This is a genomic window from Duganella radicis (assembly GCF_009720825.1).
GTDB classification, from domain to species: Bacteria; Pseudomonadota; Gammaproteobacteria; order Burkholderiales; family Burkholderiaceae_D; genus Rugamonas; species Rugamonas radicis.
The window spans coordinates 151,566-165,443 of record NZ_WNKY01000011.1 but is presented as its reverse complement, the minus strand read 5'-3'; the positions used below and the strand labels follow the sequence as shown (position 1 = coordinate 165,443).

11 protein-coding genes are annotated in these 13,878 nt (G+C 64.5%); 8 read left to right on the top strand and 3 right to left on the bottom strand.

What is annotated here, in order from left to right; genetic code table 11:
- From GM676_RS12915 to GM676_RS12895, 5 genes are all read left to right on the top strand, one after another.
- The coding region (locus GM676_RS12915; protein ID WP_371866221.1) for a type IV pilus modification PilV family protein at positions 1–447 on the top strand (447 nt) is incomplete at its 5' end.
- Position 448: 1 nt separating this feature from the next.
- Entirely contained in the window at positions 449–1,660 is a 1,212-nt protein-coding gene (locus tag GM676_RS12910) for a prepilin-type N-terminal cleavage/methylation domain-containing protein (protein ID WP_155463981.1), read from the top strand.
- Positions 1,657–2,235, top strand: a complete 579-nt coding sequence (locus tag GM676_RS12905; protein WP_155463979.1) for a hypothetical protein — start codon at positions 1,657–1,659, stop codon at positions 2,233–2,235. The genes GM676_RS12910 and GM676_RS12905 overlap by 4 nt, the downstream gene beginning before the upstream one ends.
- 10 nt (positions 2,236–2,245) lie before the next feature.
- Complete coding sequence (locus GM676_RS12900; protein WP_155463977.1) at positions 2,246–6,793, top strand: pilus assembly protein; 4,548 nt, start codon at positions 2,246–2,248, stop codon at positions 6,791–6,793.
- A gap of 45 nt (positions 6,794–6,838) precedes the next feature.
- A complete protein-coding gene (locus tag GM676_RS12895; protein ID WP_155463975.1) occupies positions 6,839–8,503 on the top strand; it encodes a peptide chain release factor 3 in 1,665 nt (554 codons plus the stop codon).
- A 121-nt stretch (positions 8,504–8,624) separates the two neighbouring features.
- Here the strand turns inward: GM676_RS12895 and GM676_RS12890 are convergent, their stop codons facing one another.
- The 3 genes from GM676_RS12890 to xth are packed head-to-tail and all read right to left on the bottom strand — an operon-like array spanning position 8,625 to position 11,169.
- On the bottom strand, positions 8,625–9,626 hold the full coding sequence (locus GM676_RS12890; protein ID WP_155463973.1) for an NAD(P)H-hydrate dehydratase: 1,002 nt from the start codon (positions 9,624–9,626) through the stop codon (positions 8,625–8,627).
- Positions 9,623–10,387 (bottom strand): histidine phosphatase family protein, encoded by a 765-nt coding sequence (locus GM676_RS12885; RefSeq protein ID WP_155463971.1) that lies wholly within the window; start codon positions 10,385–10,387, stop codon positions 9,623–9,625. The genes GM676_RS12890 and GM676_RS12885 overlap by 4 nt, the downstream gene beginning before the upstream one ends.
- The gene (xth, locus tag GM676_RS12880; RefSeq protein ID WP_155464017.1) at positions 10,387–11,169 is read right to left on the bottom strand and encodes an exodeoxyribonuclease III; all 783 of its coding nucleotides are present in this window, start codon (positions 11,167–11,169) and stop codon (positions 10,387–10,389) included. Before xth ends, GM676_RS12885 begins: the two co-directional genes overlap by 1 nt.
- A gap of 179 nt (positions 11,170–11,348) precedes the next feature.
- On the opposite strand from xth, the gene GM676_RS12875 reads away from it, so the two are divergent.
- From GM676_RS12875 to GM676_RS12865, 3 genes are read left to right on the top strand one after another with little or no spacing between them, the layout of a single operon-like run.
- Entirely contained in the window at positions 11,349–11,735 is a 387-nt protein-coding gene (locus GM676_RS12875) for a GntR family transcriptional regulator (RefSeq protein WP_155463969.1), read from the top strand.
- On the top strand, positions 11,732–12,451 hold the full coding sequence (locus tag GM676_RS12870) for an ABC transporter ATP-binding protein (protein WP_155463967.1): 720 nt from the start codon (positions 11,732–11,734) through the stop codon (positions 12,449–12,451). The genes GM676_RS12875 and GM676_RS12870 overlap by 4 nt, the downstream gene beginning before the upstream one ends.
- Positions 12,448–13,878, top strand: coding sequence for a hypothetical protein (locus GM676_RS12865; protein WP_155463965.1), 1,431 nt, complete (start codon positions 12,448–12,450; stop codon positions 13,876–13,878). Before GM676_RS12870 ends, GM676_RS12865 begins: the two co-directional genes overlap by 4 nt.

The window sequence follows — 13,878 nt, the reverse complement described above, 5'->3', positions numbered from 1 at the left end:
CCGCAACCGCGCGCCAGGCGCGCCGGCTCGCCGCCGCAGCGGCAGCGGCAGGGCGGCATCGCGCTGCTGGAGGTGATGCTGGCCATCGTCATCCTCGGCATCGGCCTGCTGGGCACGGTGGGCTTGCAGGCGCGCGCCTACTCGGCGCTGTCGGACGCCGGCATGCGCGCCGAGGCCACGCTGGCGGCCGAGAAACTGATCGGCGTGATCAACGCCGACCTGCCCAACATCGCCCTGTACAACCTGGCCGAAGGCGCCACCGCCAACGACCAGCTGAGCGCCTGGGTCACCGAAACCCGTGGGAACATCCCCGGCGCCATCCTGTCGGTGGCGGTGCAGGACCAGCCGGCGCAGAACCGCTATCAGGTCGACATCTCCATCCGCTGGCAGCGCAAGGCCAGGAGCGAGACCAACCGCCACCGTGTCACTTCCTACATCGCGCGCTGACATGAATACCTTGATCCCGCGCCGCCAGGGCGGCTTCTCGCTGGTAGAGCTGATGGTCAGCGTGGTGATCGGCCTGCTGGCGCTGCTGTTCGCCACCCGGCTGGTGATCAGCGGCGAGGCCAACAAGGACGCCGCCGTTGGCGGTTCCGATTCCATGCAAAACGGCATGCTGGCCATGTTCTCCCTGAGCGGCGACGCCGCCACCGCCGGCTGGGGCCTGAACGACCGCACCGTGGCCGGCTGCAACACCACCTTCAGCGACCAGCGCGGCTACCAGCTGCTGGGCGCCAAGCAAGACGGCGTCGACATCACGCCGCTGGCGGGGGTGGTGATCCAGTCCAACGGCGCCGCGCCCGACGTGATCTCCTTCAACAGCGGCAGTTCCAACGCCGGCGTCGGTTCCATCAAGATGACGGCCGACTATGGCGGCGAGAGCTTCGTGGTGGGCGCGCAGATCGGTCCCTACGGCTACAACCCGGGCGATGTGCTGGTGGTGTCGGCGCAAGCGTCGGACCGGCCCTGCACCATCATGCAGATGGCCGGCTTCAACCCGGCCGCCGGCCGTGGCGCCGAGATGCTGCTGGCTGGCGGCAGCCAGTACCGCTACAATCCGGCGCCCGCCATGGCGCAGGCCTACGCCAAGAACGTCACCTTCATGTACAACCTGGGCCAGCCGGACCTGCTGCATTTCCACACCTGGTCGGTGCGGAACGGCATCCTGCTGCTGCGCGCCACCGACCTGGCGGGCGCCGAGGGCGCCGGCTCCTCGGTGGCCGACAACATCGTCTCGATCAAGGCGCAATACGGCTTCGACAACCGCGCGCTGGCCAATTACGATCCCAACCCGGCCGGCAACGGCACGCAGATGGTGGCCACCAGCACCGGCATGCAGACCACGGTCTGGAGCGGCACCATGATCGATGCCGACAACGACGGCGTCAACGGCGGTCCCGGCGACTACCAGCGCATCGCCGCCGTGCGCATCGCCGTGGTGGCGCGCAGCAAGACCGTCGAGAAACCGCGCCCCGGCGCCGCATGCAGCGCCACCACGGCGCAGCCGACCGTGTTTGCCAACGCCGTGCCGCGGGGCGTGGCGGCGGTGCCGGTCACGGTCAACGTGGCCGTGGCGGGCGATGCCACCGACTGGAAGTGCTATCGCTATCGCGTGTTCGAAACCATCGTCCCGATTCTCAATTCACAGTTCCGGCCATGAGACAGCTTAATTCCCAGCGCGGCATCGCCTTGCCGATCATGCTCATCATGCTGGCGGTGATGATGGTCAGCAGCATTTACCTGCTCAAGTCCAGCAACTCCAGCACGCTGACCACCTCCAACCTGGCGTACGAGGCGGCGCTGGCCAAGGCGGCCGACGCCGGCCTGCACGCCGGCTTCACCTACCTGCGCAATGTGCCCAACAAGAACCTGCTGCTGGCCGACCAGGCGGCGGTCGGCTACGTGGCGACCCTGCCGCAGCTGTGGACGGTCAGCAACCCGAATTTCTGGACCGGCGCCATCACGCTGCCGGCCGACGCCGACGGCAACCGGGTGCAGTACGTGATCCACCGCATGTGCACGCTGCCGGGCGCCTACGACGACAACGCCAACCGCTGCCAGATCACCGCGCCGCGCAGCGGCACCACCGGCCCGCGCGCGCTGGGCGAAACGCTGAAGATCGACGCTTCCAACCTGGCTGTCGCGGCCCAGATCCACTATGTGGTGACGGCGCGCGTGTTCGGCCCGCGCGGCGGCAATGTGGTGACGCAGGCCGTCATCATGAAAGGCCCTTGAGGAACTCATCATGAAGAAGCTACTTGCCCTGCTGGCGCTGCTGATCGCGCTGCCCGCGATGGCCGCCCAGACCCAGATCGCCCAGGTGCCGCTGCTGAACATCACCGGCACCGGCACGGTCAAGCCCAACCTGATGCTGCTGTTCGATAACTCCGGCTCGATGGACCAGACCTACACGCCGGACTACGTCAACGACAGCCTGTGCCGCAGCAATGCCACGCTGGCGGCCGGCATCATGGCCTGCAACGTCGGCCATCCGCCGTTCATGAGCCCGGATTTCAACAAGCAGTACTACAACCCGGCCATCCACTACCAGGTGCCGATCAAGGCCGACGGCACCTACTATCCCGAGCAAACCGCCGCCAACACCAGCAACTGGACCTCGGTCAGCGGCGACGGCTTCGGCGCCCGCAAGGCCGACCTGTTTGGCAACACCGTCACCTCCAACATCAATCTGGTGTCCAGCTTCCCGGACCTGAAATGGTGCACCACCAGCAGCAGCGGCGTGTGCCAGTTCAATACCTCCAGCTACACCTATCCGGACGCGACCTACAAATCGCCGGTGGACATCGTCACCGGCCCGTACTACTACACCATCGGCGTCGGCCAGTACTGCACCGACGACACCATGAAGACCTGCAAATCGACCGCGATCGGGGCGGCGGCGCCGTCCGGCTATCCGGTGCCGGTCAAGGTGCGCTGGTGCAGCGACCGGCTGCTGACCGCTTGCCAGGGCAAGCGGGTGGGCGCCTTTGTTTATCCGAGCTATTCGACGCCGTCCGGCGCGGTGGCGTCGTACGGCACCATCGCCATCGGCGCCTCGTCCACCGCCAATTCGCTCAACATCACCAACATCGCGATCGCCGAAAGCGGCGGCAGCGTCAACATCACCAGCGGCACCATGACCGCCAGCACCGGCACCAACACCGCCATCAAGCAGCAGACCATGGCCAGCACGGTGGCGGCCAACATCATCGCCCGCAGCACCACCAACCAGTACTACGCCTGCGTGAAAACGCCGACCGGGCAGCCGACCGTGCCGGCGTGCAGCGTGTTCGGCATCACGCTGGCGGCGGAGAACGTGGTGGCGGTGGTGCCGGTGACCTGCACCGGCAGCAAGAGCCTGACCAACTGCATGACCGTCAGCGACAGCTCGCGCGCCGGCTGGGGCTTCACCGTCACCGCCAACTCGGTGCGCGTGGCGCCGGCCTACGTCACCTTCAGCGGCACCACCGCGAACAGCGGCACGCCGGCCATGGGGGCCACCAGCTACAACGCCACCAGCCTGTTCAGCAGCATGGCGATCGGCCGCAACCAGACGGCGGCGCAGGTGGCGGCGCTGTTCATCGCCAAGATCGGCACCAGCGGCACCTACAAGGCCTACGCCGGCAGCAACGCCGCCTGCGTCAACGCGCTGCCGACCAACAGCGTGTGCGTGGTGGACAGCGGCTCGACCGCCAACACCGGCGCGCTGACCATCGGCGCGGTGAGCAATCCCGGCACGCTGGTCAGCACCGTGGTGTCGGCCGGCATGGACACCATCCCGACCACCACGGCGGCGCTGTCGGCCGGTTCCGGCGCGCCGAATCCTTTCGTGCGGGTCAACATCGTCAGCGGCCAGACCTATCCGAAATCGGCCGACCGCGTCGACTGCGCCGGCGCCACCTGCACCTACGCCGAAGAGATGACCAACTTCGCCAACTGGTACGTCTACTACAAGAGCCGCCTGCAAATGATGAAGACCTCGGTGGGCATCGCCTTCTCGCCGATTACCGCCAACTACAAGGTGGGCTACGTCAAGCTGTCCAACGCCGGCGCCGGCTCGGCCATGGACCTGAAACCGGCCGACTTCACCGGCAGCGCGCGCACCACTTGGTACAGCACCCTGTACAACACCACCACCTCCGGCTCGACGCCGATCCGCACCGCGATGGACAACGTCGGCCGCATGTTCGCCAACCTCACGCCGTACAACTACGCGGCCGGGCAGGAAGTGGTGCAGTACCCGTGCCAGCCCAACTTCATGATCCTGACCACCGACGGCTACTGGAACGGCAGCAGCACCGCCAACGTGGTCAACAACGACAACGTGGAGAACAGCGCGCGCTTCTGCACCATTTCCTCCGGCTGCGTCGACAAGCGGGCGCAGACGCAGCCATCCATCGCCGACGTCGCGCTGCACTGGTACAACGGCGGTTCCAGCACCAGCACCGTGTCCCTGCGGCCGTCGCTGGAGCCGGACATGACCAAGCCCGGCTCGGTGCCCGCCGCCAACGGCGAGAACACCCATTTGCACATGAACACCTACACGCTGGGCCTGGGCGTGGACGGCGTGATGACCTATGAAGCCAGCTACGACACCGCGCCCAAACCGGGCGGCGACTTCTACAACCTGATCACGCAGGCGCCAAGCGGCTGCCCGTGGAACGGCGGCGGCGCCTACGTGTGGCCGGACCCGGACACCACCAACACCGCCAGCACCGTGCAGGAACGGGTGGACGACTTGTGGCACGCCGCCATCAACGGCCACGGCAAATACTTCAGCGCGCAAGATCCCAAGGACGTGGTGAGCGGCCTGCGCGAAGCGCTGTCCAACATGCAGGTGCGTACCGGCGCGGCGGCGGCGGCGGCCACCTCCACGCCGAACATCACGCTGACCGACAACGACATCTTCTCGGCCACCTTCACCACCGTGCGCTGGTACGGCGAACTGACCGACCGCAAGATCGACACCACCACCGGCGACGTGATCAAGACCCCAAGCTGGAGCACCAGCACCACGGTCGGCAAATCGATCGCCACGCGCCGCATCAAGATGATGCAGGCCAGCCAGTTGCCGGGCAGCGATCCGGTCGACTTCACCTACGATAATATGGATGGTGCCACCAAGGCCTGGTTCGCCAACAAGTGCGCCATCCTGGCCCAGTGCACGCTGCTGTCGGCGACCGACAAGGCCACGGTCAACAGCGGCACCAACATGGTCAACTGGCTGCGCGGCGTGCAGGACTACGCCGACGACAACCTGTTCCGTGCCTACAGCACCACCACCGACGCCGCCGGCGCCACCGTGCCGATCGTGATCGGCGACATCGCCTCGTCCAAGCCGGCCTACCTGCGCGAACCGCACAACAACTATCCGGACGTGGCCTACGCCGACTACAAGAACACTTACGCCGGCCGTCCCGGCACCGTGTTCGTGGCCGCCAACGACGGCATGCTGCACGCCTTCGACGCCGCCAACGGCAACGAACGCTGGGCTTACGTGCCGCGCATCGTCATGAGCAAGATGGCGGCGCTGGCCAGCACCACCTACGGCACCAACCACCAGTTCACCGCCGACGGCTCGCCGGAGGTGGCGGACGTGAAGATCGGCGGCGCCTGGCGCACCATGCTGGTCGGCGGCCTGAACGCGGGCGGGCGCGGTTACTACGCGCTGGACGTGACCGATCCCACCGCGCCCAAGGTGATGTGGGAACTGTGCGCCGACGCCGCCGTGTGCCCGCAGCATAACGATCCCGACCTGGGCCTGAGCTTCGGCAATCCGCAGTTCGGCATCTGGCAGGACAAGTGGGTGGTGTTCCTGACTTCCGGCTACAACAACATCCCCGGCAGCGATGGCGTGGCGGGCGGCACCGGCAACGGCGTGCTGTTCATCGTCGACGCGGCCACCGGCAACATCCTGGCGCGCGCCAGGACCGGTTCGGGCGACACCACCACGCCATCCGGCCTGGCCAAGATCACCGCCATCAGCAGCGACCCGCTGGCCGACGCCGGGGTCACCTATGTGTACGGCGGCGACGTGCTGGGCGCCATGTGGCGCTTCGACCTGACCGCCGCCAGCGGCGCCATCGGCGTGATCAAGATGGGCGATGCCGGCGTCACCAAGCCGATCACCACCCGCCCGGACGTGACCCAATGCGGCGTACCGGTCACCAGCACCGACCCCAGCGGCCTGACCACCACCAGAACCACCGCCGTGCGCATGGTGCTGTTCGGCACCGGCCGTCTGCTGGATGTGCCGGACACCAGCAACACCGACGTCCAGACCCTGTTCGCGTTGAAAGACAGCGGCACGGCGCTGGGCACCATCCCGACCTCCAGCCTGGTGCAGCAAACCCTGAGCGTGCTGGGTTCGTCCAGCAACAGCACCACCTACGCCGTGACCAACAACCCGGTCGACCTGAACAGCAAAAACGGCTGGTACTTCAACTGGAACCTGAACGCCGGCGAACGCATGAACCTCGATCCGCAAATCGTCAGCGGCGTGGCCAATGTGATCACCAATATTCCATCGTCGTCGTCGGCCTGCTCGGTGGGCGGCACCAGTAATCTGTACCAGGTGGACGTGTGCACCGGGCAGGGCGTGAACGGCGACCCGGCCGGCACCACGCTGTCCAACACCTCGGCGGCGGTCGGCTTCATCATCGTGCGGCTGCCGAGCGGGCAGCTGAAACTGATCACCACCTTCGCCGACGGCAGCAACGCCACCAGCCGCACCAAGGAGCTGGATACGGCCGAGGCGCACCGGGTCGGATGGCGTCGTATTAAAGGAGAATAAAGGGTATAATCGAGGGTTTGCAGAACCGCCTTAGCTCGCCCACACATGGTCAACGATACCGAAAACACAATCCCCGAGAATAACGACGACGCCCCGGCCGCGGCCAGCGCCAGAACGCCGGCCCTGATCGCGCGCGAAGTACAGCGCCGCCGCACCTTCGGCATCATCTCCCACCCGGATGCGGGTAAAACCACGCTGACCGAAAAGCTGCTGCTGTTCTCGGGCGCGATCCAGATGGCGGGTACCGTCAAGGCCCGTAAATCGGGCCGCCACGCGACCTCGGACTGGATGGAAATCGAGAAGCAGCGCGGCATTTCGGTGGCATCGTCGGTGATGCAGTTTGAATTCCGCGACCACGTGGTCAACCTGCTGGACACCCCGGGCCACCAGGACTTCTCGGAAGACACCTACCGCGTGCTGACCGCCGTCGACTCGGCGCTGATGGTGATCGACGCCGCCAAGGGTGTGGAAGCGCAGACCATCAAGCTGCTGGACGTGTGCCGCATGCGCAACACGCCGATCGTCACCTTCATGAACAAGATGGACCGCGAAACCCGCGATCCGCTGGAACTGCTGGACGAGCTGGAGTCGGTGCTGAAGATCAAATGCGCGCCGGTGACCTGGCCGATCGGCATGGGCAAGAACTTCCGCGGCGTGTACCACCTGCTGAACGACACCATCATGCTGTTCAAGGCCGGTGAGGAGCGTGCCGACGGTGCGTTTGAAATCATCGAAGGCATCGACAACCCGCGCTTGCAGGAGATGTTCCCGCTGGAGATGGACCAGCTGCGCATGGAAGTGGAACTGGTCAGCGGCGCTTCGACTCCGTTCGACCTGGAGCAATTCCTGTCGGGCGTGCAGACGCCGGTGTTCTTTGGCTCCGCGATCAACAACTTCGGCGTGCGCGAGATCCTGTCGGCGCTGGTGGACTGGGCGCCGGCGCCGCGCGAGCGCGACGCCAGTGTACGCGCGGTCGATCCGAAGGAAGAGCCGTTCACCGGCTTCGTATTCAAGATCCAGGCCAATATGGACCCGGCGCACCGCGACCGCATCGCCTTCCTGCGCGTGTGCTCGGGCCGTTTCGAGCGCGGCATGAAGGTCAAGCATTTGCGTCTGGGGCGCGAGGTGAAGGTATCCTCGGTGGTGACCTTCATGGCATCGACCCGCGAGCAGGTGGAAGAGGCGTACGCCGGCGACATCATCGGCCTGCCCAACCACGGCAATATGCAGATCGGCGACTCCTTCTCCGAAGGCGAGATGCTGACCTTTACCGGCATTCCATTCTTCGCCCCGGACTTTTTCCGCCAGGTGCGCATCCGCAACCCGCTGAAAATCAAGCAGCTGCACAAAGGCTTGCAGCAGCTGGGCGAGGAGGGTGCGGTGCAGGTGTTCAAGCCGGTGCAGGGGGGCGAGCTGGTGCTGGGTGCGGTTGGCGTGCTTCAGTTCGAGGTGGTCGCAAGCCGCCTGATGAACGAGTACGGCGTCGACGCGGTGTTTGAAAGCACCAGCATCAGCAGCGCACGCTGGGTGTCGAGCGACGACAAAAAAGCGCTGGCCGACTTCGAAGACCAGCTGGGTCATAACGTGGCTTACGATGCGGCGGGCAACCTGGCGTATCTGGCAACGTCGAGCGTCAACCTGCGCCTGACGCAGGAGCGCTGGCCGAAACTGCAATTCCACGCCACCCGCGAACACTCCGCCAAGCTTTAATCTTTCGGGGCCAGAGCAGACAGTCGGGCTTTCGCGCAAAACCCGGGGTCAGTTCTTGAATTCATGCATGAGGCCGTGTGCGATTGCAAGAACTGACCCCGGGCTAAGAACTGACCCCGGGCTAAATGGCACGGAGGAGGGCGGGGACTTCGGCGCTGATTTCGCGCGCGAGGTAGCCTAGCGGTCCGTGTTTCAGGGCCAGCTGTTCTCCCGCCATCGCGTGAAGGGCCACGCCCCAGGCTGCGGCCTGTTCCAAGGGCGCGCCGCGCGCCGCCAGGCCGGTGATGATGCCGGCCAGTACGTCTCCCGATCCCGATATCGCCAGCCCGGTGTTGCCGCCTTCGTGACGCCATTGCTGCGTGTGGACATCGGCTATCACGGTGAGCGCGCCTTTCAGCGCCACTGTCGCCTGCCAGCGCTGCGCCGCCAGCCGGGCCGCGGCTTCGGGCTGGGCCAGGATGTCGTCCTTGTCGGCCCCGGTCAGACTGGCCAGCTCGCCTGCGTGGGGCGTCAGCAGCACCGGGCTGGTGAAGCGGAAACCGCCCACAGCCGGCTCCTGCCCATGAGCGGCCGCGTGCCCGCCGTCTGACGCTACGGCCAGGTCGCCGGCGCAGGTCGAGGCCGGCGCTTCGCTGTGGTTGCCGGCATCGGCCGTCGCAGCGGGGGCGCAGTCGGCATCGCGGCTGACGATGCTCATGCCGGCGGCGTCGAGGATCAGCGGTGCATGGCCGCATTCAGACAGCAGCGCCCGCACAAGATGGCAGCAGGCCGTCTCGTCCTGCATGCCGGGACCGATCAGTACCGCGCTGGCTTGCCGGCATACGCCCAGCAAATCCGCACGTTGCTCTGTCAACAAACCGCCCTCCGGCGTTTCCTCCAGCCCGATCACGCGCGCCTCGGGCACGGCCACGCCGATGTGCGGGGCCACGCTGGCCGCCGTGGCGATCGCCAGCTTGCCAGCCCCGGCGCGCAGGGCAGCCGTGGCGGCCAGCAGCACTGCTCCCGGCATCTCCCGCGATCCTGCGATGATCAGCGCATAACCACGCTCATTTTTATCCGCGTCCGGTCCCGGCATGGGCAGCGGCCAGTCGCGCAGCAAGCGGGCGGTGATGTCCTGATTCATGATTTTGGCGCTGCCGGCTGGTCTTTCTGATGCGTGACCGGCGTGCCGCTCTGCTCCAGCGGCGCCACAAAATTAGCCTGCACCAGCATCAATTTGCCATGCTTGCCAGCCGCCGGATCGAAACGGTACTCGGTAATCCCGCAGTTGGGCACGTCCCCGGCCCGGTCGATGGCGAGGATAGCATCCTCATCCAGCCGCTCCAGCAGGTAACGGAAGCAATTCACGATCACCTGATGCGCCACGATCAGCACCCGCTCGCCATGATATTCGCGCGTCATGGTGTCGATCACGCTGCGCAGCCGCAGGATGACGTCGCACCAGCTTTCGCCGCCGGGTGGCCGGAAATAGAACTTGCCGACATGGGCACGTTGTTCCGCCAACTCCGGGTATTTGTCGTGAATTCCGAGCGGCGTGAGACGGTCCAGTATGCCGAATTCCTTTTCCCGCAGGCGCTCGTCGGTGGCCACCGCCAGCAAGCCGTCGCGGTCGAGGTGGTCGAGCACCACCTTGGCCGTCGAGCGCGCACGCACGTAGGGCGAAAACAACACCACGTTGGGCTGCGCGTCTGGCGGCAGCGCCCGGAACCAGCCGCTCATCGCCTGCGCCTGGCGCTGCCCCAGTTCCGACAACGGCACGTCGACATCGCGGTCGGCCAGATCGATCAGCAGCTTCTTGCCGGCTTCCGCCTCGTCCCGGGCGACATTGCCGGCGCTTTGCCCATGCCGGACCAGCCAGAGTTGCTGCGGCCATTTTTGCTCCATCAGCGGTCTCCCAGATCCAGCTCGACCCACACCGGCGCATGGTCGCTGGGCTTCTCGCGCCCACGTACTTCACGGTCCACGCCGGCCGCTTTCAGGGCGGGCGTGAGGGCAGGGCTGAGCAAAATGTGGTCGATGCGCAAGCCCGCATTGCGCTGGTAGGCATTGCGGAAATAATCCCAGAAGGTATAAATTACTTCGTCCGGATGAGTAACCCGCAGCGTATCGCACCAGCCTTGGTCGATTAATCGATGAAACGCCGCCCGAACTTCCGGACGGAATAGGGCGTCATCCAGCCAGCGCTCCGGCTTATACACATCCAATTCAGTTGGCATGACATTGAAATCGCCTGCCAACACGGCCGGCGCGCCGCCTTCAATTAATTGCGAAGCGTGCAGAATAAACCGTTCAAACCATTTTAATTTGTAGTCGAATTTCGGGCCTGGCGCCGGATTACCGTTTGGCAGATATAAACCGCCAATAATAATGCCGTTGACCACCGCCTCGATATATCGGCTTTGCGCATCCTCGGGATCGCCAGGCAATCCACGCCCGGTTTCCACCGGTTGCTGGCCGCGCGCCAGAATCGCCACGCCATTCCAGCTTTTTTGCCCGTGCCAGATGGCTTGATATCCGGCTTCATTCATCGCGGCTTCCGGGAATTTTTCCTGCGGCGCCTTCAATTCTTGCAGGCAAACGGCGTCCGGCCGGGTTTCTTCCAGCCATTGAAGCAGGGCAGGCAGGCGGGCGCCGATGCCGTTGACGTTGAAGGTGGCGATACGCATTTGACCAGCATAGCTGGCAAAACGGCCCGTGCCGGTGCGCCAGCGCACGCAAAAGGCCTGCTTTTAAGCCAGAGATTGGCACGATCCAGCCAAGTTCTGGCGACGTTTGCTGAATGTGCTTGACAAGCCTGACGGTGTCGTCTACTGTATTAATCAACTAATACACCAATACGACTGCCATGACTACCCATACAGCGTCCCTGTTCACGATAGCGACCGGCTCGTCCGATCCGATTTACCGGCAACTGATCGAGCAGGTGCGGCGATTGATTGCCGCCACCGTTTTAAAACCCGGCGATGTTTTACCCTCGGTGCGGGATGTGGCGGTGACATTAGCCGTCAATCCCATGACGGTTTCCAAGGCTTATAACATGATGGAAACCGAAGGTTTATTAAGCCGTGCCCGCGGCGTCGGCATGCTGGTGGCCGAGAGCAAAGCGCTGCAAGGCCCGGACCATCTTATAAGGCCGACACTGGAGCGGGCCGCCGCCGAAGCACGTCAATTGGAATTGGATGATGAAACTGTCCTGAATCTGTTTAAAAAAATTCTCGGAGAAAGTAAATGAAACCTAGCATCATTGAAATATCGAATCTGCGTAAAGCCTTTGGTCAGCAACAGGTTTTACAAGGGATTAACTGGAATATTGAACAGGGCAAGGTGATTGGTTTATTGGGCCGCAATGGCGCCGGTAAATCGACTTTGTTGGAATGCCTGCTGGGATTGCGTGAAGCCGATGCCGGCGGCAGCAAGTTGTTCGGCCAGCCGGCCGGTGCGCTGAACGACGAGGCGCGCGCCAACATTGGCTATGTGCCGCAGAAATCCGAGCTGTTTGAATGGTTGACGCCTGTGCAACTGTTGGACTATTTCAAGGCCCTGTACCCGCGCTGGAACCAGACCAAGGTGGACGGCTTGATGCAGCGCTGGGGCTTGGCGGGCGAAGCGGCCACCAAGCAAATCAGCAAGCTTTCCGGCGGCGAGAAACAACGCCTGTCGCTGATCCGCGCGCTGGCCCACGACCCCAAATTGCTGGTACTGGACGAACCGGTCGCCAGCCTGGACCCGGTCGGCCGCCGCGATTTCTTGCAGGAACTGATCAGCGATGTCATCGAACGCGACACCACGGTGATCTTTTCCACCCACATCCTGTCCGATCTGGAGCGGGTGGCGCTGGACGTGGCGTTCCTGCAAGGCGGCAAGATCGTGCTGCAAGGCGCGCTCGATGAATTACTGGAAGGTAAGAATCTCAGCCTGGAAGACTTGTTTGTCGAGGTGACCAAATGAATGCCGCGAATCGCCAGTTGTTGCTTCAAGTGATATATGACGGCGCCAGCTGCCGCTTGCTGGTGCGTCTGAGCTGGATCGTCGGCGCCTTCGCCCTGATCCAGTTGGCCGTGAATTACCATTTCGATAAGTTGGCGTTTGGCGAGATATTGCTGCTGTGCCTGGCCAGCGGCATGGTTTTTTTATGGTGCGGCGCCTTCCTGAAAAATGCCGTACAGCAAAACACCCCAACCAATGCCGTGCTGGTGCCCGGCTTGCGGCTCAACCTTAAGCGCTTGACGGCCGAACTATACGTCGGCGCGACCGTGTTGACGGCAGTGCTCAGCTGGTTGCTGGCTGGCCATCCCGGATATGGTTTGCTGCTGGGCGCGCTGTTCAGCGTGTATGTGCTGTACGCCCAGCGCTACAGCTGGATGAATCTGCTGCCCTCGGTGGTTATTGTCTCTTCGACCATGGTCCACAAGCATCCGCTGGACCAACTGGCCGCAGTGGCGGACTCGATTGGCGAACCGCTGGTGACGGTGATCGGCACGGCGCTGCTGGCGCTGCTGGGCCGTCCCGCCTTGCGCGCCTTGTTCCCCCAAGGCGGCGACCGTCATTGGATTTGGTACCAGCGCTTCACCCGCCAGCAGGCCATCGCCAGCGGCAAAGTGCTGAACACCGAACCGGGCAGCGGCATTCGCTGGCTGGCGTGGCTGCGCAAGCCCTACAACGCCGCCTTGCGTGCCGACAGCCGCCGCGGCGCCGGTCAGGGCCGGCAGATGCTGCACACGCTGGGCACCTGTGCCCACGACGGCGGCACTGTCATCTATGCCGCGATCTCGGCCGTGATCATGGCCCTGATCGGCCACCATCTTGCCACCAAGGGCGATCCGGTGCTCACCATGGTCACCAGCACCATGATGCAAGCCATGCTGATGATGAGCGTGGTGGTGTACGTCTCGACCCTGGCGGCGAACGCGGTGCGCTTCAGCGGCGAGCAAGGGCTGTATCGCCTGGCGCCCGCCGCGCCGGCGTCGGCGCAATTCAACCAGGTGCTGATGGGCGCGTTGCTATTCCGTAGCCTGCGCTTGTGGCTGATGTGCACGGTGGCGGTCGTGGGCATCGATGCCGTCATTCTTGGGCAACCGCAAGTGCGCGGCATTACGTTTGCACTGGCGGCGCTGGTGCTGCCGTTTGTCCCCGTGCTGATGCGCGACTACGCCGCTGCGCCGCCGCGTCCGAACATGCTGTTGAACATCGTGGTGATCACGCTGGTCGTGGTGGCCGACATCGCGCTGGCGATAGTGGACCAGATGCACCCCGACTTGCCGCTGTTCTGGTTCGGCGCCGGCGTGGCGCTGGTGACGGCGATCGTCATGCGCCTGCGCTGGCAGCAGCTGGTTGCGCTGCCGCCGATGTTGCCGGCCTGCCGCGCGGCGGTCTGA